Raw genomic sequence first — 23315 nt, forward strand, 5'->3', positions numbered from 1 at the left:
ACAGAATCGACAGCAAAGCTAGACACGCACACCACTCAATATAGCTAGTACGCTGTCACCTTATTAACTCATATGAAGAATAATAACATGTATAAATCATCAATCATGGAATGGTTGCAATCGAATGCGCCATTAATTTACGGTGTCATTCTATCCATCATTATAGCCTACGGTCGTTTAACATATGACGGGGTAGGCGGACGCCGTAAATGGGTTGAAGCGTTATTGTGTGGTGCGTTGTCATTAGCTGCTAGCAGTGGGCTAGACTATTTTGGCTTACCAGTTAGTATGAATCCGTTTATTGGTGGCGCAATTGGATTTTTAGGTGTTGATAAATTACGTCAAGTATCAAATTCAATGTTAAGAAAAAGGGTTGACAACAACGATGACTAAGCTAACTGAACATTTTACGCTAGAAGAGTTTACTCGCTCGACAACAGCTAGTAGATTAAAAATTGATAACTCTGTGCCTGCTGATTTAATGCCCAACGTGCAATTAACAGCTATTAAGCTGGAGTTGGTAAGAAAAGCTTTAGGTAAGCCAATTATTATCACGTCTGGATATCGCTGTCCTGCGCTAAATGCTAAAGTTGGCGGTGTAGCAACAAGCGCTCACACAAAGGGATTAGCGGTAGACTTTAAATCGTCATTCGGTACGCCTAAAGAGATTTGTCAACAGTTGGTTGATGCTGGGGTGCAGTTCGATAAATTAATTCAAGAGCATAATCAATGGGTGCACATTGGTTTTAGTCCGACACATAATCGCCAAATAGTGTTAACAGCAGCCAAGCAGGGCGGTAAAACGGTTTATTTGAGTGGTTTAAAATGAATAAAACATACACGGCAATAGCGATTATTTTTACATTTATGATTTATGTTATTGTTAATTTGTGTAAAGACAAAGAAGCAATTCAAAAAACAAACGATGAACTGCTCGGAAAAATCGAACAGTTAAATCAGAACATCGCTAAAAACAATCAAATCATAGCAGATAATGAGCAAAGCAAACGCGAGCTAGAAAATCAATCTATCGAAAGGCAGGAGCAAATCAATGAGCAACTCAAAAATAATGACTGCGCTAATCAGTTTGTGCCTGTGTCTGTTTCTAACAGCTTGTACAACAGAGCGAAAAGTTTACGTTACTCAGCAAATCCCATCAAATCTACTCGTTGATTGCGCACCAAATTTACCACCAAGACGAATGACGTTCGGCGATAGTCTCAGATATAACGAGCATTTGCTAAATGTTATTGAGAAGTGTAATAGCGATAAAAGGGCGATAAGAGAGATTAGTAATTAAAGAGGTAAAAATGGCAGTATTTAAACGTGTTTCAAAAGAATATATTCAAATGAATTATACCCATTACGCCTTGGCGTACGGAATTTACCCGATTTATATCGGTAAACTACATCACGAATCACCAACTGTAGAAGTTAGAAATTGGTTTCCAGGGCGGGGGTTAACCTTGCTTGATAATATAATTCAACCAATACTAACACTACTTGGTAAAGAGAATGTGTTTATGTTTAAAGTGACTGGCGAAATAAAATGTGACGAAGATAACTGGTTACCAAGAATGCAGAAATTAAAACCGCACGAAGAATCATCGTTTTGGCAAAGGTTTGCGATAAGCCAACTTGACGTTGCAATACGTGATTTACATGAAATCAGGGCAAACACAGATTTCCCTGAGTGGGTGGATAATTGGGTTTGCGGTAAATTAGATTGTGCGTTAAGGTTTATTAAAAGCTCAAAAGGTAAGAATGGCTGTAAATCAATGGCGTATGACGCATACCAGATGGTGACCAATGCTTTGCTAGTATTAGATTTGTTTAGTTCCAAAAATCTATACAATGGCAAACCAGACATTAGCATTCTAGAAGAATACATCAAAAGCAAGAATAAATAATTATTCACTTTTACCACATAAACTATAAAAATCCCCGGGCGGTTATAAAAAATAACTGCATATTTAATCAAACCGCTTAATTGCGGTTTTTTTATATCTGAAATTTGCCATCACACGGCAATTAACAACAAGAGCCACTTAGGAATGAGTTTTAGAGGGCGCCAGATGGTTTTCATGGTTACCTCTCTTGGACTGGTTCCCTGTGTGACTAAAACTCATTTCTAATGGAGAATACCATGAATATTATTAAATTTGATTTTAATGGTCATCAAGTTGGCTTTAACGATGATGGATGGATTAATGCTACAGAAGCGGCTAAAAAGTTTAATAAAGAGCCAGCTCAATGGCTTAGATTACCCGAAACTATAAGATATTTAAACGCCTTGCAATTTAAATATGGGAAAATCACATATTTAAAAACTAAACGAGGTAAGTACAACGGCGGTACTTGGATTCATCCTAAATTAGCCGTTCGATTTGCCCGGTGGTTGTCTGTGGATTTTGAAATATGGTGTGATGAGCAAATAGATAAACTCATTCGCTCTCAATCAATAACGTACACAGACGAACAAGTATTAGCAATACTAACTCATAAAGAGCCACAAACATGGGAAAAACGATTCCAACAACCTTTTTATCAAGCATTATCAAAAATGACTAACTTGCCATTCAATAATCATGCTGGTGGTTGTCCATCATTGTTTGGACTGATAACTCAAAAGTGGGTTTATGGTGTAGTACTACCTGAAAAGGTTTATCAGAACATCAAAGGACGTACAAGAAAAGGCGAAAAAATTCATCAATTTTTAAAGCCAGAGGCTTTGAAAGCAGTAGAAGATCAACTAATAGCAATAACAACAATTGCAAAAGGCTGTATTGATTACAAAGATTTTGAGGCTCGCTGCTCAACAATATTTAATACGCAGGGACAGATTAAATTCATCTTGGCAGCATAGAGGTAACTATCATGGATAATAAAAACCCTATTTTTTACGCTCGCATTGTTAGTATCTCATATGTAGAACATCTCATTAGAATAAATGGCGATAATATTTTTAAACATCATCGAGGAAACTTGGAATTAGAACCTGACAGCCTAGCGTCCTTCTTGGAGGGATTCTATGAACGAGAGCTTTCAGAATTTGAACGCATGTGTATGTATGGTTCAATGATTGATATGAATAAAACAAAAGAGGGCTGTTTATTAAAAATCGGCACGACTTTTTATTTAAATCAATCTGGGATAGATAAATTAAACAATCTAATGAGTGATTTCATGCTAATGAATTTAGAAGAGAAAGAAACAAAATCAGCAGTTACATATCATTAACATAAATGATTAATCATACTCGCAGGGTAACGATGAAACAAATTCAATTAGCTCATTTATATAAGCACGGTAGATTTTACGGTTACGGTATTGCTGTAGATGGGCAACTATTATCTAATCAAGTTTCTATTAATATTGAGACAAAACCGAATCAACTTCCGCGTGTATGTGTTGATTTCAATTTGGATTGTGAGGTGGTTAACAATCCGGTTGATATTGAATTGAATAACAAAGAAATATAACTCTTTCCGAGAGACTAATTATTTACAGGATTTTGATTTGAAAAAATATAGCAAAGCCCCGCTGCCGTTTCAGGGGCAAAAACGGAACTTTATAAAACTTTTTAACGAACAAATAAAAAAATTATGTGGTGACGGCTCAGGCTGGACAATAGTTGATGTTTTCGGCGGTTCAGGGCTGTTATCTCACAATGCTAAATATACATGCAGAAACGCAAGAGTAATATATAACGATTATGATAATTATAGTAATCGACTCGCTAACATAAGCAAAACGGAAGAAATCAGAAAAGATTTATTGTCATTAGTGATCGATTCTCAGAAAGGCGTAAAGATAAAATCAAAAACAAAAGAAAAAATAATTCAGTACTTAAATTCTAAACAGGAAAATCTGGATTACTCGACCTTGTCGAACTATTTATTATTTTCTGGCGGCATCGCAACTAGCATAAGTGATTTTGAAAGCAGGTCATTATACAATAGAGTGACAGTAACGCCACTTAATTGCGATGGCTACTTAGCTGGCGTTGAAACTACACATTTATCTTTTATCGAATTGATGCAGAAAAAATTTACTGGCAAGTCGTTATATTTGCTAGACCCACCATACATCAATACCCAACAAGGTTATCACAAAGATACGTATTTTGGGCTATTAGATCAAGTAAAGTTATTTGAACTAATGAAACCTCCTTTTATTTATTTCACAAGCGATAAGAGCGAAATCGTTGAAATGGTTAATAATGATAATTGCACATTCAGCGATATATTTAGTGAATGCGAAATATTTGAAACTAAAAACCAAGTTACCGGAGCATCATCATATAAAGACTTTTTGATTTTGAAAAAGAGTTATGGTTATTGTTGGGAGGGGGATTATGCCAGTATCACCCAAAGTATTCAATCCTCATCGTAAACGCAATACAGCTAAAGTTAGCGGTAAACAATCATGGGGAAACGGAAGAGGTGGTAGACCATGGAGACGATTGCGTATAGCGATTCTTGAAAGGGATAACTATCTCTGTCAATGTGATGATTGTACACGGTTAGGATTAGTTAGGGTTGCCAATGAGGTTGACCATATTATTCCGTTGTCTGGAGGCGGCACAGATGATGAATCCAACTTGCGGGCTATTAATAGCGAATGTCATAAAAAGAAAACAGCAAAAGAAAGCCGCGCAAAGATTAAAAAGAAAGAGGGGGTGGGTTAAAAGTCTATAACTTTTTAGTTGGACACCGACCGCCTAATCAAATTTTCACACCGTCAAAATTAATAATCCGATTTTTAGGAGGATGTAACATGGGCAGAAAACGGACTGATCCCAATTTTAAGGTGATCGCAGGTACCGACCGCCCCGATAGAGAAATTCAAGATGTACCTAAATTTGATTTAATTGATGATTTCCCCGAAGCACCACTTCATTTAAATATCGATGGTATTCAAATGTGGAATAATTTAGGTCCGCAATTGGTAAATACAAAAGTTTTACAGGTAGTGGATCTCTATCCGTTAGAGCAGTTATGTGTAGCGTGGCAAATGTTCAGGAAAAAAGCAAAAGCTGACATGGAGATCACAGCATCAGAACATCAAGCATTGAAAGCATTATTTTCAGAATTTGGTATGACACCTGCAAGCCGTAGCAAGGTAACGACGCAGAACGATAAAAATACTGGCAATAAATTTGCAGGCAATGGAAAACGAAAAGCGAGTTAAATTATGCGTGATTATGTTCAGATAGCGATTGATTATGCAATTGACGCGATAAAAGATAAAGAGCGTAAGAAATATTGCAAGCTGATCAGGCAAGCTGCCAAGCGATTTTTAGATGATTTAAAGAGAGCGGACAAAAAAAAATGCCCGTTTTTTTTTGATGAATGGCATGCAAAAGATGCGTGCGATTTTTTAGAAAAATTACCACACGCCAAGGGTAATTGGGACCCACCTACAATAGTTTTACATCCATCACATATATTTTTTGTAGTTCAATTATTTGGATTCAGAAAAAAGACTTTTATTAAAATAAAAGATTGGGCTGATGATGATAAGTTTTATCCTCGCAGGTTTTCGTCTGCGCTGTTTGCTGTTGCTCGTAAAAATGCAAAAAGCACATTATCAGCGGGGATATTGCTTTATTGTCTTTGCTGTGAACCAGAAAATGGAGCGGAAGTAATTAGTGCGGCAACAACATTCCCTCAAGCGCGAATAATTTTCGATACAGCTAAAATAATGGTTGAGAAAACATTCGATATTCGAGAAGCGTTTGGACTTGAATGTTGGTCGAAATCAATATCTAGATTTGAAACAAACTCAAGCTTCAAACCAATTCACGCAAAAGCATCAACACAAGATGGACTAAATCCATCACATATTGGGATAGATGAAATTCATGCACATAAAACGGCTGATTTATTAAATGTTTTACAATCAGCGTTAGGCGCTAGAGCAAATCCTCTTATTTTATACACGACAACAGAGGGTTATGTTAATGCTGGACCATGGCAAGAAATAAGAAAATTTGCACAGGATTTGTTGAAAGGAAGTTTTAAGGATGAAGCAGATCACTTCTTGGTGGTTTTTTATGCGCTAGATGATGACGATGAAGAATTAAATCCCGAATCATGGATAAAAGCCAGCCCGTTTATTGACATAAACCCTTATTTACTTGATGAGATAAAAAAAGCTGCGATTGAAGCCAAACAAATGCCATCTAAAATGGCGGAGTTTAGAATCAAGAGGCTTAACAAACCATCATCAGCCGCTGATATATGGATAGATTTAAGGAAATGGGATAAATGTGACGGGCAAGTAGATTTAGAATTTCTAAAAGATTACCCTTGTTATGGTGGTCTCGATTTAGCCTCAACAAGTGATTTAACGTCGCTAAGTTTGACGTGGAATATTGACGGTGAAATTTATACTTATAACTGGGGTTGGTGCCCAACATCAGCAATAAGTTATCGAACAGAAAGGGGCACAGTGCCGTATGCGGGTTGGGTTGAAAAAGGCCATATCAAGCAAACGGAAGGGGACGTAACTGATTATACTGTAATTGAATCAGATATATTGGAATTATTTAATAAATTCAATATAGTAAACATAGCTTATGACTCATGGAATGCACAAACGTTAGTTAACAATCTTGTCGCCGAAGATGTACCAATGATTCAATTTATACAAGGTGCAAAATCTTATCATCCAGCTATGCAAGCGACTGAAATTTATTATGTATCAGGAAAATTACATCACGGAGGTAATCCCGTGCTTAGATGGTGCGCGTCAAACATGGTGGCGAGGCGAGATCCAAACTTGAATATGGCTCCTGATAAAAAGAAATCGGCTGACAAAATTGACTATTTGGTCAGTATGTTAATGAGTATTGGTGTAATGATAGCGGACATTGAAGTTAACGAAGATGAAGATATTGAGGCAGCATTTAAGGACGTATTAATAATATGAAACTAGCATTAATTTTATTCATGGCTTTTAGCTTATTTGGCTTTGTATTGCTGATTATTGCTGCATATCTAATATTTGGATATCAGTATTCAATTTTAACCGCCTCTTTATGCTCGTTTGCATCAGCGTATTTTATAAAACGAGGCTTAACAAATGGCTAAAAACTTTTTTCAGGTTATTGCTGATTCGGTGAGGTCGCCAAAAAGTGAGATACTTGATACCGGCGGTAACACAATCAGACCCTCTGATAGTGAATTCTGGGCTAATTTTTTGGGCTGGCAATCTGCTAGCGGACAAAATATATCTGTAGATAAATCATTGAGATTATCTGCGGTGTGGGCGTGTGTTGGGCTTATTTCTGACACCGTCTCAACATTACCATTAAATCTATACGAGCGGCTGCCTGATGGCGGTCGCAGAGTGGCCTGTGATCATCAGTTACATGATGTTTTACATTCTAGCCCAAATTATAACAATACACCGTTTGAATTTTGGCAAATTGAGTTAGCATCAATGTTATTGCGTGGCAATGCGTATGCAGAAATAAGACGAACCGCCAGCACTGTATCCGCTATAAATTTCCTGCCTCCACAATGTGTGAAATCCAAAATTCAGCCGGACGGCAGTTTACTGTATGAATATTCAAACAGGAATGGTAAACGAGAAATATCAGAAAATGACATGTTTCACACTCGAGCATTCACATTAGATGGTATTACTGGTGTTTCGCCAATCCAATATGGTGCAAATGTAATAGGCTCTGCAATGTCTGCGGATGTTGCAGCTAATAGTACATTTAAAAACGGGTTAATGCCTACCGTTGCATTTTCTACCGACAAGATCATCAAAAAAGAGCAGCGCGACGAATTTCGCGCTAGTGTTCGTGAGATTTCAGGAGCAATGAATGCAGGTAAATCGCCTATTTTAGAATATGGGTTAGAAGCTAAACAAATAGGGATTAGTCCAGAAGACGCGCAATTACTTGAATCTAGAAAATTCAGTATTGAGGAGATTTGCCGATGGTTTCGCGTTCCGCCGTGGATGATTGGGTACACAGAAAAAAATACTAGCTGGGGATCGGGGTTAGAGCAGCAAATGATAGCATTTGTTACATTCAACCTGAACCCGTGGATCACTCGAATTCAGCAATCAATCAATAAACGGTTATTATCACCACAAGATCGCAGTAAATATTATGCTGAATTTAGCCTAGATGGGTTATTAAAGGGGGATAGTTCAGCAAGAGCAAGCTTTTATTCAGCAATGGTAAATAATGGCATTTATACTCGTGATGAAGTGCGCACAAAAGAAAACCTACCAAAACGCGGCGGCAACGCTGACGTATTAACAATTCAAACCGCAATGGCGCCAATTGATGCGCTAGGAAAATCTGATAAATAAAGGCTTTCAATGAAAAAACAAAATCTACCAGTAGCACCACAAACGCTACAAAAAGTGCCTGTCGCATTCGATTTGAGTGCAGACGCATTAAATAAATGGGAATCAGGGATTAGAGCGGAAATAGAAGATGATAACACTATTTCAATTTTAGATCCTATCGGCATTGATTATTTGACGGGGGAGGGAGTGACCGCAAAACGAATTGCCGCAGCGCTCAGACAGATAGGTAATGACCGAGATGTTACTGTCTATATTAATTCGCCCGGCGGTAATATGTTTGAGGGGTTTGCTATCTATAACCTTCTCCGCAATCATGGTGGGAAGATCACCGTAAAAATTATCGGTATTGCTGCGTCGGCCGCATCAATAATTGCAATGGCTGCTGATGAGCTGCAAATAGCCAGAGCAGGATTTTTAATGATACATAATTGTTGGTTGCACGCTGTAGGCAATCGGCATGATTTTAGAGCAACAGCGGAAACAATCGAGCCGTTCGATTTAGCAATGTCAGATATTTATGCAACCAGATCAGGGTTGGATAAAAACGTAATCATATCAATGATGGATAATGAAACTCACATTGTCGGTAATGATGCGGTTGAACAAGGTTTTGCTGATTCATTACTACCCGCCGATGTTGTAACAAAACAAAAAGAATCCGATCCGAATTCATCAATAAAAAAATTAGACGCCCTGCTCGCCAAAGCTCAATTACCGAGAACTGAGCGTCGAAAATTCATTCAAGAACTAAAAACTAGCATGTCTAGCGCTGCTAGCGAAAGCACGCCGTGCGCTGCTTCTGATGTTCAAATAAACGTAGAGATTGGCTCTACAGCAAAATTATCAAATTCACTAAAAGGTATTTTAAAATGACAAATTTAGCACAATTAGAACAAGAGTATAAACAAGTCCAAGCTGATCTTAAAAGCGTTGGAGACACATTAAAAGGTTATGCTGAGAAATCTGAAAAAGAAATTAAAGCGCACCAGCAATTAAGTGCAGAATCAAAAGCGAATGCAGACACAGCATTAGCTAAATTCAATGAATTACAAGCCAAGTTAAATGATATTACGCAAAAGCTGGAACGACCACGGGATAACCAAAAAGAGGCTGTACAATCACTAGGGCAAATGGTTGTTGAAAGCGAATCATTCAGAAATGCTAATATGAATGCCTCGTTTCGAGGTTCAGTACGTGTGAACGCTCCTCGTTCGGCGATTACGACCACAACAACGAATATTGTTGCTCCAGACCGCCAAGCTGGGATTATTGCACCGCCAGTTCGTCGCATGACGATCCGTGATTTACTGATCCCGGGAACTACTAATTCGAACTCAATTGAATTTGTCCGAGAAACTGGATTTACAAATAATGCAACAACTGTTGGTGAGAGCAATGCAAAGCCTTATTCTGACATTACATTTGGATTAGTTAATTCACCAGTACGCACTATTGCTCACTTATTTAAAGCTTCTCGTCAGATTTTAGACGATGTTTCTGGGTTGATTAGTTACATTGACGGGCGAGCGCGTAATGGTTTACAGCTAGCAGAAGAAAAGCAATTATTGTTTGGTAATGGTTCTGGATCTAATATTCTCGGTATTGTTCCTCAAGCCTCCAGTTTCACCCCGTCATTATCTGTTGACAATGCAACCGCAATTGATCGCATCCGTCTAGCGTTACTTCAATCTGTATTAGCAGAATTTCCTGCTAATGGTATCGTTTTAAATCCAATTGATTGGGCAGGTATTGAGTTAACAAAAGACAAAGAGGGGCGCTATCTCATCGGAAATCCTATTGACGGTACAACTCCTCGATTGTGGAATTTGCCTGTTGTAGCAACTCAAGCCATGAACTCAAATAATTTCCTAGTGGGTGCATTCAATATGGCAGCTCAAATTTTTGACAGAATGGATATGGAAGTCTTGATTTCTACAGAGAATGACAAAGACTTTGAAAATAACATGATCACCATTCGAGCCGAAGAGCGATTAGCATTAGCTGTATATCGCCCAGAAGCATTTGTAACGGGTGAAGTAACACCAACAGTGTAAAGGAGAATGGCGAGGCAACTCGCCTTTATTTGCTATGGAAAAAATAAAAGTAATTGCTTTAAAAAGTTTTGATTACGGCGGAACAATCAGAACACCTCAATCGCCACCGTTTGAAGTTGATAAATTAGACCTGTCCTATTTTGTATCAAATGGCATGGTTAAACACTATCACGAGAAAGACAATGTTAACACGGAAGAAGATCAGCTGTCTTCTAATGCTGATAAAGCCTCTCAACCTAACACGAAAAAAAAGGCTAAAAAAGATGTCACTGATAACGCTTGATGAAGTAAAATTACATCTGCGCATTGACCATAATTTTGATGATGCTGATATTCAATTAAAGCTTGAGGCCGCAGAGGAACAAGCAATTAATTTCTTGGAGCGACAAGTTTACGCAACAGATGACGAACTAAAACAAGCTGTTTTTTCAAATAAAGCAGGAGATCGTCCGATGTTAGTCAATTCAAGTTTTAAATCCGCTGTTCTTTTATTATTGGGACATCTTTATGAAAATAGAGAAGAAACCAGCACCGCAAATTCATCAAATGTTAAATATGGATTTGAACGATTGTTAAACCCATATCGAATTCATATAGGTGTTTAGTATGCAGTCAGGCAAATTACGTAACCAAGTAACTTTTCAGAAGCAAATCAATCGTACAGACGAACTGGGACAACTAGTTAATAAATGGGTCGATGTGTGCACTGTACGAGCTGAAATTCGTGACGTGTCGGGAAAAGAGTATCAAAGCTCACAAGCTGAACAAACGCAAACAGATTGCAAAATTCTAATTCGATATCGAAATGATATCACGTCTGATATGCGTGTAATGTGCAACGGTACTTATTACGACATCAAAGCAGTATTAGAAGATGTGAAAAGGACAAGGCTTGAATTGCCGTGCCAAAAAGGTGTTCGTTATGATTAAACCAACATTATCTATTACTGGATTTAAAGCGCTTGAAGCTGACTTTAAGTTACTGTCAAAAACAGAACAACGGAAAGTATCAAAAAAAGCGGTTCGTGCTGGTGCGGTGGTTTTTCGTGACGCTATCCGCGCAAGCGCTCCAGTTCGTACTGGGCGATTAAAAAAATCGGTATCGGTCGATACAGCAAGGGGATCGCTAACTGCTGGCGTTAAGTTTAAAAAAATTCGAGTAATCAAAAAATCAAAAAAAGGCAAAAGCAAACAAACTTTGCCATTTTACTGGTGGATGATCGAAAACGGCACGTCAAAAATGTCAGCGCGTCCTTTTGTTCGTCCTGCTTTTGATGCAAATATAAAAAAGGCAGAAGATGCAGCATTTGAACAGTTTTTAAAAGATATTGATGAGATTTTCTCAAAATGATTGAAGCTAAAATCAATAACACACTAAAAACCTTGTGCGACGGACGGGTAAGTCCATTAGTTGCGCCTCAGGGAACAAGCCCTCCTTACATCTGTTACACAAAAATATCAGAAGTTTATGACGATGTCATGTGTGGTCAATCATCTGTTGAGTATTGTTTTCAGGTTGATATCTATGCTAAAACACTGCTCGAAGCTGAAACCATTAAACAACAAGCGTACGAAAAACTGAAACAATTAAAACCATTCAATATTACTAGTCGTCAAAACTACGAATCAGAAACTGAGCTATATCGCTCAACATTAGAATTTTTCATTCAATAATTACCTATTTAACCATTTTTATGCCGCTTAACTGCGGTTTTTTATTTTGGAGATATTAATATGGCAGAAGTACAAAGTGAATATACCAAAACAAGGGATGTTGGTGTTTTTGTTAGTAAAGATCCGTCCCTTAAATTTATTGCGCAGTCAACAGCAAAGCTTAGTCTAGAATGCACAGTAACTGATTACTCAATGACAGCGCCAGAGGGCGAAGAAATCGACGTATCGACACTTTCCTCTATCACAAAAGAGACTATTAGTGGCTTACCCGCGGAAGCGACGGTATCCATGAATGCTAATTTTGTTATCGGCAACGCTGCACAGCAAGTTTTACGCAAATCGTATGATACTGGTGATAACTACGCATTTCAGATCAAATATGAGGACGGTAGCTCAATCGACTGGATTGCGCGTGTAACTAGCTATGAATTTAAAGGCGCAAAAAATGGTGTTGTAACAGGTTCATTTTCATTCAAAGTGAAGGGCAAGTTTGTTTTTAATGTTTCACCAGCCAATTCAGGACAAAAATAATGAATTTAAAACAAATTATTACAGCAAAAAATTCAGGCTTTCGCACAAAAAAAATTCATGTTAGCGAGTGGAATGTAACGGTCACTGTTCGTGAGCCGTTACACACTGATTTCCACCGTTATATTAAATCAATTAAAGATATTACGGAAAGCAAATCACTAACCGATCACGAAAAAGATGCGCTGAATATTAAGGCGGAAGCAACGCTATTTTCAGCAATTCTACTGGACGATAATGGCGATTTAGTTTTTTGTGATGGTGTCGATGATTTAGTTGAAAACTACGGGCCAATTCACACTCGGCTAGTTAATGATGCAATTAATTTGCTCGGTTTATCTAGCGAACCAATCGCCGATGCTGAAAAAAAGTAGAAAGCGATCCTGAGCTGTTTTTTAAGCTTAAATTAGCATTAAGGCTCGGTAAAACTCTTGCCGAGCTTGAGCAAACGCTATCAGTAAGGGAATTTTACTACTGGGTCGCATTCGACAAATTAAACCCGATCGGCGACGAACGCCACGACTGGCACGCCGCACAAGTCGCATCAGCTATCTATCGCTCACAAGGTGCAAAAGTCGAGTTTGAGGACTGTTTACTTAAATTCAAAGAAGAGAAGAAAGAGCCTGTCAGCATATTTGACGCGCTATCAAATTTACTTGGGAAATAATTATGGCAACATTGCGAGAATTGGCAATCCGAGTTACAGCCGACTCATCATCATATCAACGAGAAATGAGTCGAGCATCACGACTTGGTACAGATTATTATAAAACAATGGAAGAGCGCTCAAAGCGTTTTGATGCATACATTGCTAGCAATAATCGCTCAGTTCAAGCAATGAATGTTCAGTTAAGTCAATTAAAATCCTCAGCCGTGGGGCTGGCTGCTGCGTTTGCTGGAGGATTTGCATTTACTAGTATTGTGAATATGGCTGATGACTGGGGGCAAATGGCTGCTCGTATTAGAATGGCTATTACATCTGTCGAGGGTTCAGCTGATAATTATGAGCAAGTACAGGGTCGCTTGCTTGAAATTAGCAATCGTAATGCTAAAGCCATCGAAGATTCGCAAGAGCTGTACGTGGCCACAGCATCATCAATGCGGGATTTGGGTTATAGCACAAATGACACGATCGACTTTATCGAGGCAATGTCAAACAGCTACACAATAAATGCGACATCAGCAGATAAAGTATCAACAAGCATTAACGCAATCACTAAATCGATGATCACCGGTAAAGTTAGTAGTAACGACTGGAAATCGATAATGGCATCTACGCCGAATGTTGTTACAGCTCTGGCAAACTCAACGGGTAAAGCCGAAGTCGTTATAAAACAACTTGGGATGAGCGGTCAAATATCAATGCGTCAATTAGCCGATGCAATGATAAAGGTGAAAGACGAAACGGGCGCCATGGCGGACGGCATGGGTAATACCGTAAAAGATGGTTTTACTCAGGTTTCAAACAGCTTCAAGTCGTTAATCGGTGAGATAAATAGCAACATGGGGATTACACAAAGTGTTGCTAGTGGTTTGAAAGTCGTTGCGGACAATATTCATTTGATTACTGGTGCTGGCGCAGTTTTAACTGCCGCAGGATTATCACGATATTTTAGCGGACTTTCGCTATCTGTTTTCAATGCAACAAAAACAACACTAGCAAATCGAACAGCGCAAATATCTCAAGCGCAAGCACAGCTAGCCGCGGTTAAAAGCCTGCAATTAAAAGCGGCTGCCGAGGTAAATGCTGCACGTTTTGAAGCGCAACGTGCCGTTGGTTTAAAAGCTAGTCTTGTTGCGCAAAATAATTTAACAGCAGCTATTAATCGTCAAACACAAGCAAATAATGCGCTAGCTGCTGCACAAACAAAAGTAAATGTGCTAACTAGCAAGTTTAATCTGTTATCACGAGCAGGCAGTGGTTTGCTTGGAATGCTTGGTGGTCCGCTTGGTTTAGCTACAACATTGCTATCCGTTGGTGCTGCATTTTTTGCAATTGGCGACGGCGCAGATAAAGCTAAGAAGCCGATCGAAGAATTACAACTACCGGTTGATCAACTACTCGCTAAGTTTAAAGAACTTCATACAGCACGACAGCAAGTTTTAACATCAGAACTAACTACTGATGTTAAAGTTGATGCGAAAGCGGTTGATGATGAAATAAACAAATTAGAACAGGAGTTATCTAAACGGCTTATACAATATACTGAAAACAAAAATGGAACATACCCCCCAGTTGTGCCATTCACGTCAAAAGAAGACAAGCAAGCATTAACGGAATATATTGCTAGTGTTCGAGAGTTGTATAAACAACTAGAAAACGGAGAAATTACGCATACTGAATTTGGAAATAAATTTGGTGAGGCTAATGAAAAAATTAGATTAGCCGTAAAAGGCAATGAGCAGTTTGGCTTGGCGTTGGGTAATTTAATTAAAGGGGTAACATCTTCAGCACAAAAGTTCGCTGAAAGCAAGGAAAAATTAGACGCTATCGGGAAAGCATCTAAACAGGCAGCAGAAGGATTAAAAGAGCTTGACGTAAAAGATTTTCCAAATTTAGAAAATCAGCTTGGTGTACTTAGTCAGCAACTTGATGTTAACAACGTCAAAGCAGATGCTGGAGCGGAAGCAGCATATGTGCTTGCAGGGCTACAACGAGCAGCTGGCGATGCTGCGCTTGAACATGCAGATGATTTAATTGCATTAGCGAAAGGGGCGGATTTATCAGGGAAAATGACTGATAAACTCGCTCAAAAACTATCGGAATTTGCAAAAAATCTACGTGAAAGCTTCAAGCTACAAGAGGGCTTCAAGCACACTAAAACAATCAAGAGCGCAGCAGAACTGTATAAGTCGCAGTTAGATAAACTCAACAACCAAATCAATGCATATACAGATATCACTGAGCTACAAAAAATCCGCAGGCAATTAGCGGAGGGCGAACTAAGCAAGTTAACAGATATTCAAAAGAAAGCATTAGAATCAAAAGCTATCGAGTTAGATAAGCTAAATGCGCAAAAAGAATATAAATCAATAATGGATTCTTTACGCACTCCAGCGGAGCAACAGCTAGATACTTACAAGCAGCATTTATCGATTATCGAAAAAGCAAATCTATCATTAAAAGAACGTGAAGAACTGCTTAATAGAATGGCTAAAAAAGCCGCTGAATCAGCACCAACATTCAGCTATCACAACTCTTACAAAGGTTTAGGTAGTGATTTACTGAATGTAGCGGAGGATGATAAAAAGCTGCGAGACTGGAATGAGCAACAGCTACAAATTCAAAACGACTTATTAGCACAAAAGCTAATTAGTCAGCAAGAATATGCTGATGCCGTCGTAAAAATTGAAGAAACTATGCAACAAAAGCAAAAGGATATTCAGTCTGCATATACACTCGCAACACTCGGCACATTCTCATCATTAACAGGCTCGATTGCTGATATGTTCAAGGAAACCGCCGGCGAATCATCTGCTGCATACAAAGTGATGTTTTTAGCTAACAAAGCATCAGCTATAGCGCAAGCGATGATTAGCACCGAAGTTGCAGCAGCAAAGGCGCTTGAATTAGGTCCAATAATGGGCGTTCCTGCCGCCTCATTAATTCGAGGTCTTGGCTATGCGTCGGTAGGCATGATCGCAGCTCAAACAATTTCAGGTATGGCGCATAGCGGTATTGATAACATCCCAAAAGAGGGTACATGGTTACTAGATAAAGGGGAGCGTGTAGTTGATGCTAGAACAAACTCCGATTTAAAAGATTTCTTGCAAACATCGAATAAATCAGGCGGTAATATAACTGTAAACGTACCTGTAAATGTTGGTAACGGCGGTTTATCTGAGGATGACGGAAAAGCGGTCGGAAATATGATAAAACAGTCCGTACTAGCAATTCTTGATGAGCAAACACGCCCGGGTGGCAAGTTAAATAGACGTTGATCTAATGGCTGAAATTTCATACCATTATCCAAAAATTAAGGAGATGGTATGAAAAAATTAATGTCAGTCGGTGTTGTAGGTTTTTTATTGGCTGGGTGCGCTACAATTAGCGATGCAAATGGAGAGGATTTTATAACAGCAAAAAAAGTTAATCCGCAATCATCCATGATTGGTTTTTGGGTGGGTGCGTCTGGTCCATATCTTAATACATGGAAGATCAATAATGATGGGACAGGTGAATTTTGTTACTCTTGGAATGGTAAAAATGTTAATGGCAAGTTAATTTTTAATGGTAAAGAGATAATTTATCAAAGTGGAGAGAAGTTAGAAATAACAGACACTAGCGGAAGTGTAATAGAAGCCAAGTCGTATTACTATGGCACAACAAAGTACAAATTTTATAAAGATGATAACCTGACAAAGTCATCAACATTCTGTCAAAATTTATTTAATAAATAAGGTAAATTATGATGTGGTGGGCGGCATTAGGTATATTTGTTTTTATTATTGCATTTTTTCTACAGATATTTTGGTGGACACCTCTGCAAAAAAGAAAAGGTCAATCAGATGAACATTTAAATAAGCCGTTGAAGCCGTCAAAAATATCAAAACTTAAAAAAAAAGAACTGATAGTTAACTATCAAGAACTTTCTAAGAAGAAACAATTTTATACAGAACCACCTATTTCTCGTGACAACTATTATCGATCTTTACTTGTTAAATTAATAACTGATAACACGCTAATCTTAGACACTGAAACGACTGGTTTGGATGAAAAAGCTGAAATTATCGAAGTAAGCATTATTGACTTAAAAGGTAATGTTTTACTTGATACCTTGATTAAACCAAAAAGAAAAATACCTGTAGATGCCATTAACATTCATGGCATCACAAATGAAATGGTGAAAGACGCTCCTCTATGGGAAGATATTTATAAAGAGTTTAGAAAAATAGTTAAATCAGCCGATTTGGTTTTTATTTATAATGAACGTTATGACAAACGTTTAATTATGCAAACATGCAGATTATCTGAAGTTCCATCTCCGACATTTAAAAGTGCATGCGTTATGAAACTTATGGCTCAATGGAATGGAGAGAAAAAAAGAAATGGAGAATATCTTTTCAAGTCACTTGACTTTATAGCCAGATTGAGAAAGGTGCAAATAGAAGGTCAAAAGCATAGGTCTTTAACTGATTGTAAAACAGTTTTATCTATAATTAATAGTTTTCTTAACCTCTAAAAGAATGTCGAGAGCGCACCAATAAAATAATATTAGTTGACTTTATTTGTTAACTTAATATATATTCTAAATAGGTGCTCAACACACCAACTCAAAGCGGAAACCGCGCCCGATAGTTTATGCGGTATTTTTATATCCAGATTTTATGGTCGGGTGGCGTGCATAATACAATACCGAAAGGGAACAATGCAGGCTGACTTTGAGCAGTGTTGAAGCACCCGACCGCCCTCAATCAACATGGGGGGGGATAACAATAAAACTCAAAGGATATAGCATGTCAAATCAAATTCAATTAGTTCAATTTCACAATCAACAAATATCAATTCTTAATTATAATAATAAGCCTTATGTTGCTATCAAGCCAATATGCGAAAACATAGGTTTGGATTGGGAAGCTCAAAGGCAAAGAATTAAAAGAAATGAAATACTTAATTCAACTGCCTTTATGATAAAGGTAGTTGCAAAAGACGGTAAAAATAGAGATGTTTTATGTTTACCTCTTGGCTACCTCAACGGTTGGCTTGCAGGTATAGAATTAAGCAGGGTTAATCCAGAAATAAAACCTATTTTAAAACAATATCAATTAGAATGTTTCGATGTACTTTATAATCACTTTATGCCAAAAGTAGCGCAACAGTTCCCTAACACAATTTCGCCCGAGCAACAACAGCAAATCCAACAAGCTGTCAACGAGCGAGTATATCGAACAGGAGAACGACATCAGGCTGTTTATTCAAAATTTCATCAACAATTTAAGATACCACGCTACCAAGATTTACCTGCTAGCAAGTTCAACGAAGCTATAGAGTGGCTTGGCGGTGTAAGCATGAGAAACTTTAAATCGATTAACATTGATAATCTAAAGCGTCAGTACAACTACTTAGCAACAATACAAGAATATTATTATAAGGTATTCGATTTATATAATGATGCGCTTTCCGATTTTCTAAATAAAAATAGCCCTGCTTTACATTATAGCTTTTCAACCGCGTTAAATAAGATTCAAGTAAATATTGGTTTATCACTTAATTTTATTCGCAGTGAAATAGATATTGGCTCAAAATCAAAAATAATAAACTTTGCGGCGGATATTGATTATCTAAATTAAAACTCAAATTCAAATCAATGCTTATAATTGTAGCTGGGTCCCGCCTTTTATGGCGGGGAATATGTCTAGTTTTTAATAATACACAGATTGCCGTTTAAATATATTAAGGTTATCATGAATATAAACTTAAACAATGAAGATATTGATATAATGAAAACCAACTTTGCTAGAATTGCATCGTATTTTTATAAAGGGGTTACCGTTAATGATGCTTTAAGAGAAGCAATTATGAATTCCATACAAGCTAACGCCACCAATATTTGTATTGATTTTCAATTTGCTTACGAAAAAACACTAGATGGAGAAGAATCAAATCTTGGTAATTTAAATAAATTAATTATAGAAGATAATGGCGATGGATTAACTAGACAAAATATTGATGCTTTCCTTGAGGTGGCAACTGAACACAAAAAAAATATTGGCGGAAAAGGGCTTGGGCGCATTTCTTTTTTAAACTTAGCGTCAACAGTTAAAGTTGAAAGCGTTTCAAATGAAAAGAAAAGTGTAGAATTTGATTTTACATTTAAAACAGATGAGAATGATATCAAAATATCTAATTGTAATGATGAACAGCATTCTTACACAAAAATATATTTAAGTGATTTAAATTTAAAGCATCCGAAAACGCAAGTTGTTTCTTGTGTTAATTTTGTAAAAGAAAAATTTAATTTGATGCTTTTTCTAAAACAACAAGAAACCCAAAAAAAGATTTCTATTAAGTTTTTAGTCAATGGAAGATTGTTTGATGAGGTAAGAAGCAATGATATTTGTTGTTTCAAAACAATCAATCATATAAATAATAACTGTGAGTTTTTAATATATGCTTTTAAGAACAAAGAAAAGCAGGGGGTACGTATATATTATTGTGCTAATAATATTCAAGTAAAACCAGTAGTGATATCTGAAACTTTTCATACAGAATATGTATTTGCTATTACATCAAATTTTTTTGATGAAAAGGCTAATGCAGAAAGAACGCAAATTGATTTTCAATCTAATGATAAGTTAGCTCAAGTAGATATGTTATTAGCTACCCCTAATAACAATTTTGAAAAAGAGTTGAAAGATATATGCCTTGACGTTATTCATAATTGCGAGCCTAACATCAAAGAAGATAATCAAAAAAGGCTTGGCAAACTAGAAGAAAAATATGGCTATATAAATTTTAATGATATTGATGTTAATAGTTTGGAGTTTAATGAAAAAAACATCATTGATTCCTATAGAAATAGAATAAATCAAAAAGAAGATAGACTAGCTATGTTACTCGATAAACCTGATATTTCCGCTGATGAATTGGTTTGTGAAGTGATTGAGCAAAATAAACATGAACTTGCAAAATATATCTTTCATAGGGATTTAGTTGCGAAAAAAGGGTTATCTTTAACTAATTCAAACGAAAATGAAGATGTTTTACATAACTTATTTTTTCCACAAAAAACTAGTGTTGTGGTTGATGATAAAACCGAAAATAATAAAAATCACTTATATCAAAGTTGTGTATGGCTTTTGGACGATAAATTTATGTCTTATACATACACAGCATCAGATATAACAATAAAAAAAATCAATACAGAAATAGGTAGTAATGATTTTGATTGTACATCAGAAAAAAGACCTGATTTATTTATTTTGTATAATAGCCCTGAAGAAAGCGAGTTGCTTAAAGACGTTGTCTTGATTGAGTTTAAGAAAGGTAATATTGATTATAAAGAAAAAACTTCTGCAATCGATCAAGTTGATGAATATAAAGAAAAACTCAAAAAAATTGTAAGTAATATAAATAACTTTTATTGTTATATTATCTGTGATTTTAAGGCTGATGACGTAGATATTGAAAGAGTTATGACTAATAGAGCATTTACGAAAGTTTTTAGTAATAACGGATGTATGTATTATGGTTATTTACCAGGTTCAAAGACACATGTAACTTTTGTTTCATCAAACAGTATTTTTGCGGATGCTGTTGCGAGAAATAAAACATTTTTAAATATCTTAAAAGGTAAAAATAATAACTGAAACTAAATTAGTTTTGACACTAAAACAAAGATTACGGACAAATAGACGAACAAACCACCTTCGGGTGGTTTTTATTATCAGTTGTATGGCGCTTAATAACCAAAAATGATTAACGTACTCTATTTTGTGCGGCTAATTCATTAATAGCCGCTTCTGCCAAAAAATTACTCCGATCTTTATAAAAAGAATTAGGCGCTTTAACTACGTTATCTATTCTATCGATAAGAATATCAGGCAATGTGATATTAATTCTTTTTTGTTTACCAACAAATGATGATAAATCAACATCAATAATAACCCATGTGTCGCAATGAGAATATTCGTCGTTGTTTTTATACGAAACATGATCATTATGAATATCTTTAACATCATAATCACCAGATTCGATCATGTCTTGAACTGTTAACAAAATAGCTTCAGTTGCCATTGCTGGAATATCACTTTCTTTATCAGCAGCAGAATAACAATCATATTTATCATTGCATAACGCAGGCACGACAATGCCGTAAGCTGTATTGCTATCGTTCGGTGTTTCAATGCCAAGAGTAAAAAACATAATACCTCCAAAGGTGGCGGGCTATAAAAGCCCCGCCGATTTTTTGATTGATCTTACTGTGCCAATCGGTAAATCCGATTTTGGATGAGGAACTGGAAACGTTTTATTAGTTATCGGTGAGTAAAACATATGATGACTACCTCTAACTCGTTTCAGAACACATCCTACGCTAGTAAGTTCTTTTATCAGGTCAGTTGATTTCATGTTTACCTCCTAACCTGAAAACAATTATACACACATATACACATTAATGCAAGAGAATATTTATTATGGAAACATTTCACTGGCAAGTTTCGCCGAATATGAGTGAAAAAGCCGAGCCAAAAATAAAAACCATTAAATTCGGTGATGGCTATGAGCAACGAATTCGGGACGGCATTAACAACGATCTGCGCTCATACAGTGTCACGCTAAAAGTAGCACGAGAAGATGCGCAACACATCAATGACTTTTTAACACGGCAGGGAGGGCTTCACGCATTTAAATGGAGAGAGCCAAATACGCACAGATTAATAACAGTTAAATGCCCGTCTTGGACATCTAACGTTATGAACACAGTAACAACGATTTCCGCAACATTCGAGGAGGTAATCGCATGATCCCAAAAAAAATGCTACTCGATATAACCAAAGTTGAACAAAATGCGATTATTGATTTGTACGAAGTTGATTTAACTAAAATCGTGGGAAACAAAACAATATTCAGATTTCATGACGGATTAAATGAGCTGCGTCGCCCAATTACATGGCAAGGTAATATTTATGAGCCGTACCCAATAAAAGTAGAGGGATTCGAAAAAAACGGTCAGGGCACTAGTAATCGTCCAACAATGAGCGTGAGTAACGCACTTGGTTTTATAACTGGATTAATCAATGATTTTGACGGCTTACTTGGCGCAGTTGTCACACGCCACGAAGTACCAGTTAAATACTTAGACGCTGTTAACTTCGAGAACGGCAATCAATATGCCGATCCGTTTTGCGAAATTATTTCAAATTATGTGATTGAGCAGGTGAAACAACAAAATTCAATGATTGTTACGTTTGAATTAGCGTTACCGTGTGAATCAGATGGCGCACTAATTCCTGCTCGTGTGATTATCGCTAATACGTGCAGTTGGATATATCGCTCATCAGAGTGTGGTTACACGGGTGGCGCAGTAGCTGATGAATTTGATAAACCGACTAACGACATCACAAAAGATAAGTGTAGTCGTTGTTTAAATGGTTGCAAACTTCGCTTCGGACAACACGGCATTCTTCCATTTGGCGGTTTTCCAACTGCTGCAAAATTATCATAACAAATCAGGGTATAAAGATGGGTAATAATCAACAAGAAAATTTCTTAAATGAAAAAGAAGCCACTCACAATGAGCATCCTCTGAGCCACGAAAGTAAACAGCGGCTTTATCGTAGATTTGGTTTTCAATGTAGAGGGTGGATGATTCCCAACACAAAGATCCCCGTGCAAAGTCTACAGGCTGTATCTGCCAATCGCCCGGGTGCTCTAATGATTTTAGGTAATTGTAAAAATCCTCATCCAAACAAGAAAGTTTGGATTTAAGGACTTTAGTTTGAAATGGTCTAAATGAAAACTCTATATAACCACATAATATTTCATCATCAACCCCATAATCACAACCAAAAGTCATAAATAATCCAGAGTCTGAGTTAACGTCAATAAGAAACTTTTTGAGCCATGGGTAATTACTCACCTCAGTGATTTCATTAATGCGATGCGGCTCTTTCACTAAATCTATTCCGCCGTTATTGGTTTTATTTCCATTAATTTCTTTTTTATAAGGAAATTTCACAAAGTGATCGTCAAATTTTGTTTTTTCCATAATAACTCTCATA

The 23315-nt window shown here is 37.0% G+C and carries 34 protein-coding genes; 30 read left to right on the top strand and 4 right to left on the bottom strand.

The genetic code is table 11. The features are described 5' to 3' along the window. The first annotated feature begins 87 nt into the window (after positions 1-87). The 22 genes from A9G40_RS04980 to A9G40_RS05080 all read left to right on the top strand — a co-directional run bounded on the left by A9G40_RS04980 (position 88) and on the right by A9G40_RS05080 (position 12967). A complete protein-coding gene (locus tag A9G40_RS04980; protein ID WP_081302152.1) occupies positions 88-393 on the top strand; it encodes a phage holin, lambda family in 306 nt (101 codons plus the stop codon). Continuing rightward, entirely contained in the window at positions 386-829 is a 444-nt protein-coding gene (locus A9G40_RS04985) for a D-Ala-D-Ala carboxypeptidase family metallohydrolase (RefSeq protein WP_065582152.1), read from the top strand. The genes A9G40_RS04980 and A9G40_RS04985 overlap by 8 nt, the downstream gene beginning before the upstream one ends. Continuing rightward, positions 826-1173 carry a DUF2570 domain-containing protein gene (locus A9G40_RS04990; RefSeq protein ID WP_065582153.1) on the top strand — a complete coding sequence of 116 codons (348 nt, stop codon included), beginning with the start codon at positions 826-828 and terminating at the stop codon, positions 1171-1173. Before A9G40_RS04985 ends, A9G40_RS04990 begins: the two co-directional genes overlap by 4 nt. Next, on the top strand, positions 1070-1300 hold the full coding sequence (gene lysC, locus A9G40_RS15760; protein ID WP_442902710.1) for an Rz1-like lysis system protein LysC: 231 nt from the start codon (positions 1070-1072) through the stop codon (positions 1298-1300). The genes A9G40_RS04990 and lysC overlap by 104 nt, the downstream gene beginning before the upstream one ends. A 10-nt stretch (positions 1301-1310) precedes the next feature. After that, entirely contained in the window at positions 1311-1910 is a 600-nt protein-coding gene (locus A9G40_RS04995) for a hypothetical protein (protein WP_065582154.1), read from the top strand. Positions 1911-2146: 236 nt separating this feature from the next. Next, on the top strand, positions 2147-2866 hold the full coding sequence (locus tag A9G40_RS05000; protein WP_141675192.1) for a KilA-N domain-containing protein: 720 nt from the start codon (positions 2147-2149) through the stop codon (positions 2864-2866). Positions 2867-2877: 11 nt separating this feature from the next. Next, on the top strand, positions 2878-3240 hold the full coding sequence (locus tag A9G40_RS05005; RefSeq protein ID WP_065582156.1) for a hypothetical protein: 363 nt from the start codon (positions 2878-2880) through the stop codon (positions 3238-3240). Between the two features lie 5 nt (positions 3241-3245). Next, positions 3246-3482: a hypothetical protein gene (locus A9G40_RS05010; protein WP_141675193.1), complete on the top strand. Its 237-nt coding sequence runs from the start codon at positions 3246-3248 to the stop codon at positions 3480-3482. Positions 3483-3519: 37 nt separating this feature from the next. After that, positions 3520-4395: a DNA adenine methylase gene (locus A9G40_RS05015; RefSeq protein ID WP_065582158.1), complete on the top strand. Its 876-nt coding sequence runs from the start codon at positions 3520-3522 to the stop codon at positions 4393-4395. Beyond that, positions 4358-4690, top strand: a complete 333-nt coding sequence (locus tag A9G40_RS05020; protein WP_065582159.1) for an HNH endonuclease — start codon at positions 4358-4360, stop codon at positions 4688-4690. The genes A9G40_RS05015 and A9G40_RS05020 overlap by 38 nt, the downstream gene beginning before the upstream one ends. Positions 4691-4779: 89 nt before the next feature. Then, positions 4780-5193, top strand: coding sequence for a P27 family phage terminase small subunit (locus A9G40_RS05025; RefSeq protein WP_065582160.1), 414 nt, complete (start codon positions 4780-4782; stop codon positions 5191-5193). A gap of 3 nt (positions 5194-5196) precedes the next feature. Further along, positions 5197-6936, top strand: coding sequence for a terminase large subunit (locus tag A9G40_RS05030; RefSeq protein WP_065582161.1), 1740 nt, complete (start codon positions 5197-5199; stop codon positions 6934-6936). A 153-nt stretch (positions 6937-7089) separates the two neighbouring features. After that, positions 7090-8337 (top strand): phage portal protein, encoded by a 1248-nt coding sequence (locus tag A9G40_RS05035; RefSeq protein WP_065582162.1) that lies wholly within the window; start codon positions 7090-7092, stop codon positions 8335-8337. Positions 8338-8346: 9 nt separating this feature from the next. Beyond that, positions 8347-9210: a head maturation protease, ClpP-related gene (locus tag A9G40_RS05040; RefSeq protein ID WP_065582163.1), complete on the top strand. Its 864-nt coding sequence runs from the start codon at positions 8347-8349 to the stop codon at positions 9208-9210. Then, the gene (locus tag A9G40_RS05045) at positions 9207-10391 is read left to right on the top strand and encodes a phage major capsid protein (protein WP_065582164.1); all 1185 of its coding nucleotides are present in this window, start codon (positions 9207-9209) and stop codon (positions 10389-10391) included. The genes A9G40_RS05040 and A9G40_RS05045 overlap by 4 nt, the downstream gene beginning before the upstream one ends. A 34-nt stretch (positions 10392-10425) precedes the next feature. Then, positions 10426-10674 (top strand): hypothetical protein, encoded by a 249-nt coding sequence (locus tag A9G40_RS14915; protein ID WP_065582165.1) that lies wholly within the window; start codon positions 10426-10428, stop codon positions 10672-10674. After that, positions 10655-10996, top strand: a complete 342-nt coding sequence (locus tag A9G40_RS05055) for a head-tail connector protein (RefSeq protein WP_065582166.1) — start codon at positions 10655-10657, stop codon at positions 10994-10996. The genes A9G40_RS14915 and A9G40_RS05055 overlap by 20 nt, the downstream gene beginning before the upstream one ends. Position 10997: 1 nt before the next feature. Next, positions 10998-11321 (top strand): phage head closure protein, encoded by a 324-nt coding sequence (locus A9G40_RS05060; RefSeq protein WP_065582167.1) that lies wholly within the window; start codon positions 10998-11000, stop codon positions 11319-11321. Further along, the gene (locus tag A9G40_RS05065) at positions 11314-11742 is read left to right on the top strand and encodes an HK97-gp10 family putative phage morphogenesis protein (protein WP_065582168.1); all 429 of its coding nucleotides are present in this window, start codon (positions 11314-11316) and stop codon (positions 11740-11742) included. Before A9G40_RS05060 ends, A9G40_RS05065 begins: the two co-directional genes overlap by 8 nt. Beyond that, a complete protein-coding gene (gene gp17, locus A9G40_RS05070; RefSeq protein WP_065582169.1) occupies positions 11739-12065 on the top strand; it encodes a tail completion protein gp17 in 327 nt (108 codons plus the stop codon). The genes A9G40_RS05065 and gp17 overlap by 4 nt, the downstream gene beginning before the upstream one ends. A 60-nt stretch (positions 12066-12125) precedes the next feature. Continuing rightward, positions 12126-12596, top strand: coding sequence for a phage tail tube protein (locus tag A9G40_RS05075; protein WP_065582170.1), 471 nt, complete (start codon positions 12126-12128; stop codon positions 12594-12596). Beyond that, positions 12596-12967 carry a phage tail assembly chaperone gene (locus tag A9G40_RS05080; protein WP_065582171.1) on the top strand — a complete coding sequence of 124 codons (372 nt, stop codon included), beginning with the start codon at positions 12596-12598 and terminating at the stop codon, positions 12965-12967. The genes A9G40_RS05075 and A9G40_RS05080 overlap by 1 nt, the downstream gene beginning before the upstream one ends. Before the next feature lie 27 nt (positions 12968-12994). Here the strand turns inward: A9G40_RS05080 and A9G40_RS15445 are convergent, their stop codons facing one another. After that, complete coding sequence (locus tag A9G40_RS15445; RefSeq protein ID WP_255307112.1) at positions 12995-13138, bottom strand: hypothetical protein; 144 nt, start codon at positions 13136-13138, stop codon at positions 12995-12997. Between A9G40_RS15445 and A9G40_RS15765 the strand changes: the two genes are divergently transcribed. The 6 genes from A9G40_RS15765 (at position 13096) to A9G40_RS05105 (ending at position 20903) form a co-directional block, all read left to right on the top strand. Continuing rightward, positions 13096-13260, top strand: a complete 165-nt coding sequence (locus A9G40_RS15765; RefSeq protein ID WP_442902711.1) for a phage tail assembly protein T — start codon at positions 13096-13098, stop codon at positions 13258-13260. The genes A9G40_RS15445 and A9G40_RS15765 overlap by 43 nt on opposite strands. 2 nt (positions 13261-13262) lie before the next feature. Beyond that, positions 13263-16535 (top strand): tape measure protein, encoded by a 3273-nt coding sequence (locus A9G40_RS05085; protein WP_065582172.1) that lies wholly within the window; start codon positions 13263-13265, stop codon positions 16533-16535. A gap of 48 nt (positions 16536-16583) precedes the next feature. Next, positions 16584-16994, top strand: coding sequence for a J517_1871 family lipoprotein (locus tag A9G40_RS05090; RefSeq protein ID WP_081302156.1), 411 nt, complete (start codon positions 16584-16586; stop codon positions 16992-16994). Positions 16995-17002: 8 nt separating this feature from the next. Further along, the gene (locus A9G40_RS05095) at positions 17003-17776 is read left to right on the top strand and encodes a 3'-5' exonuclease (RefSeq protein WP_081302157.1); all 774 of its coding nucleotides are present in this window, start codon (positions 17003-17005) and stop codon (positions 17774-17776) included. Between the two features lie 274 nt (positions 17777-18050). Next, the gene (locus tag A9G40_RS05100; RefSeq protein WP_065582173.1) at positions 18051-18884 is read left to right on the top strand and encodes a phage antirepressor N-terminal domain-containing protein; all 834 of its coding nucleotides are present in this window, start codon (positions 18051-18053) and stop codon (positions 18882-18884) included. Positions 18885-18998: 114 nt separating this feature from the next. Next, a complete protein-coding gene (locus A9G40_RS05105) occupies positions 18999-20903 on the top strand; it encodes an ATP-binding protein (protein ID WP_034945307.1) in 1905 nt (634 codons plus the stop codon). A 109-nt stretch (positions 20904-21012) separates the two neighbouring features. Here the strand turns inward: A9G40_RS05105 and A9G40_RS05110 are convergent, their stop codons facing one another. Further along, positions 21013-21459 (bottom strand): type II toxin-antitoxin system HicB family antitoxin, encoded by a 447-nt coding sequence (locus tag A9G40_RS05110; RefSeq protein WP_065582174.1) that lies wholly within the window; start codon positions 21457-21459, stop codon positions 21013-21015. A 21-nt stretch (positions 21460-21480) separates the two neighbouring features. Beyond that, on the bottom strand, positions 21481-21663 hold the full coding sequence (locus tag A9G40_RS05115; RefSeq protein ID WP_065582175.1) for a type II toxin-antitoxin system HicA family toxin: 183 nt from the start codon (positions 21661-21663) through the stop codon (positions 21481-21483). 65 nt (positions 21664-21728) lie between these two features. Here A9G40_RS05115 and A9G40_RS05120 point away from each other — a divergent pair, with 65 nt between their 5' ends. Both A9G40_RS05120 and A9G40_RS05125 read left to right on the top strand, forming a co-directional pair. Continuing rightward, positions 21729-22058 carry a phage tail protein gene (locus A9G40_RS05120; protein ID WP_065582176.1) on the top strand — a complete coding sequence of 110 codons (330 nt, stop codon included), beginning with the start codon at positions 21729-21731 and terminating at the stop codon, positions 22056-22058. After that, positions 22055-22759, top strand: a complete 705-nt coding sequence (locus tag A9G40_RS05125) for a phage minor tail protein L (RefSeq protein WP_065582177.1) — start codon at positions 22055-22057, stop codon at positions 22757-22759. The genes A9G40_RS05120 and A9G40_RS05125 overlap by 4 nt, the downstream gene beginning before the upstream one ends. Here A9G40_RS05125 and A9G40_RS05130 read toward each other — a convergent pair. Next, a complete protein-coding gene (locus A9G40_RS05130) occupies positions 22754-23302 on the bottom strand; it encodes a hypothetical protein (RefSeq protein WP_065582178.1) in 549 nt (182 codons plus the stop codon). The genes A9G40_RS05125 and A9G40_RS05130 overlap by 6 nt on opposite strands. Positions 23303-23315 lie beyond the last annotated feature (13 nt).

The sequence above is a fragment of the Gilliamella sp. Nev3-1 genome, assembly GCF_001690435.1.
GTDB lineage: Bacteria > Pseudomonadota > Gammaproteobacteria > Enterobacterales > Orbaceae > Gilliamella > Gilliamella apicola_C.

Coding starts and splice junctions, on each gene's coding strand:
- A9G40_RS04980 (WP_081302152.1), top strand. CDS start 88: ATGTATAAATCATCAATCATGGAATGGTTGCAATCGAATGCGCCATTA.
- A9G40_RS04985 (WP_065582152.1), top strand. CDS start 386: ATGACTAAGCTAACTGAACATTTTACGCTAGAAGAGTTTACTCGCTCG.
- A9G40_RS04990 (WP_065582153.1), top strand. CDS start 826: ATGAATAAAACATACACGGCAATAGCGATTATTTTTACATTTATGATT.
- lysC (WP_442902710.1), top strand. CDS start 1,070: ATGACTGCGCTAATCAGTTTGTGCCTGTGTCTGTTTCTAACAGCTTGT.
- A9G40_RS04995 (WP_065582154.1), top strand. CDS start 1,311: ATGGCAGTATTTAAACGTGTTTCAAAAGAATATATTCAAATGAATTAT.
- A9G40_RS05000 (WP_141675192.1), top strand. CDS start 2,147: ATGAATATTATTAAATTTGATTTTAATGGTCATCAAGTTGGCTTTAAC.
- A9G40_RS05005 (WP_065582156.1), top strand. CDS start 2,878: ATGGATAATAAAAACCCTATTTTTTACGCTCGCATTGTTAGTATCTCA.
- A9G40_RS05010 (WP_141675193.1), top strand. CDS start 3,246: ATGATTAATCATACTCGCAGGGTAACGATGAAACAAATTCAATTAGCT.
- A9G40_RS05020 (WP_065582159.1), top strand. CDS start 4,358: ATGCCAGTATCACCCAAAGTATTCAATCCTCATCGTAAACGCAATACA.
- A9G40_RS05025 (WP_065582160.1), top strand. CDS start 4,780: ATGGGCAGAAAACGGACTGATCCCAATTTTAAGGTGATCGCAGGTACC.
- A9G40_RS05030 (WP_065582161.1), top strand. CDS start 5,197: ATGCGTGATTATGTTCAGATAGCGATTGATTATGCAATTGACGCGATA.
- A9G40_RS05035 (WP_065582162.1), top strand. CDS start 7,090: ATGGCTAAAAACTTTTTTCAGGTTATTGCTGATTCGGTGAGGTCGCCA.
- A9G40_RS05040 (WP_065582163.1), top strand. CDS start 8,347: ATGAAAAAACAAAATCTACCAGTAGCACCACAAACGCTACAAAAAGTG.
- A9G40_RS05045 (WP_065582164.1), top strand. CDS start 9,207: ATGACAAATTTAGCACAATTAGAACAAGAGTATAAACAAGTCCAAGCT.
- A9G40_RS14915 (WP_065582165.1), top strand. CDS start 10,426: ATGGAAAAAATAAAAGTAATTGCTTTAAAAAGTTTTGATTACGGCGGA.
- A9G40_RS05055 (WP_065582166.1), top strand. CDS start 10,655: ATGTCACTGATAACGCTTGATGAAGTAAAATTACATCTGCGCATTGAC.
- A9G40_RS05060 (WP_065582167.1), top strand. CDS start 10,998: ATGCAGTCAGGCAAATTACGTAACCAAGTAACTTTTCAGAAGCAAATC.
- A9G40_RS05065 (WP_065582168.1), top strand. CDS start 11,314: ATGATTAAACCAACATTATCTATTACTGGATTTAAAGCGCTTGAAGCT.
- gp17 (WP_065582169.1), top strand. CDS start 11,739: ATGATTGAAGCTAAAATCAATAACACACTAAAAACCTTGTGCGACGGA.
- A9G40_RS05075 (WP_065582170.1), top strand. CDS start 12,126: ATGGCAGAAGTACAAAGTGAATATACCAAAACAAGGGATGTTGGTGTT.
- A9G40_RS05080 (WP_065582171.1), top strand. CDS start 12,596: ATGAATTTAAAACAAATTATTACAGCAAAAAATTCAGGCTTTCGCACA.
- A9G40_RS15445 (WP_255307112.1), bottom strand. CDS start 13,138: ATGCGACTTGTGCGGCGTGCCAGTCGTGGCGTTCGTCGCCGATCGGGT.
- A9G40_RS05085 (WP_065582172.1), top strand. CDS start 13,263: ATGGCAACATTGCGAGAATTGGCAATCCGAGTTACAGCCGACTCATCA.
- A9G40_RS05090 (WP_081302156.1), top strand. CDS start 16,584: ATGAAAAAATTAATGTCAGTCGGTGTTGTAGGTTTTTTATTGGCTGGG.
- A9G40_RS05095 (WP_081302157.1), top strand. CDS start 17,003: ATGATGTGGTGGGCGGCATTAGGTATATTTGTTTTTATTATTGCATTT.
- A9G40_RS05100 (WP_065582173.1), top strand. CDS start 18,051: ATGTCAAATCAAATTCAATTAGTTCAATTTCACAATCAACAAATATCA.
- A9G40_RS05105 (WP_034945307.1), top strand. CDS start 18,999: ATGAATATAAACTTAAACAATGAAGATATTGATATAATGAAAACCAAC.
- A9G40_RS05110 (WP_065582174.1), bottom strand. CDS start 21,459: ATGTTTTTTACTCTTGGCATTGAAACACCGAACGATAGCAATACAGCT.
- A9G40_RS05115 (WP_065582175.1), bottom strand. CDS start 21,663: ATGAAATCAACTGACCTGATAAAAGAACTTACTAGCGTAGGATGTGTT.
- A9G40_RS05120 (WP_065582176.1), top strand. CDS start 21,729: ATGGAAACATTTCACTGGCAAGTTTCGCCGAATATGAGTGAAAAAGCC.
- A9G40_RS05125 (WP_065582177.1), top strand. CDS start 22,055: ATGATCCCAAAAAAAATGCTACTCGATATAACCAAAGTTGAACAAAAT.
- A9G40_RS05130 (WP_065582178.1), bottom strand. CDS start 23,302: ATGGAAAAAACAAAATTTGACGATCACTTTGTGAAATTTCCTTATAAA.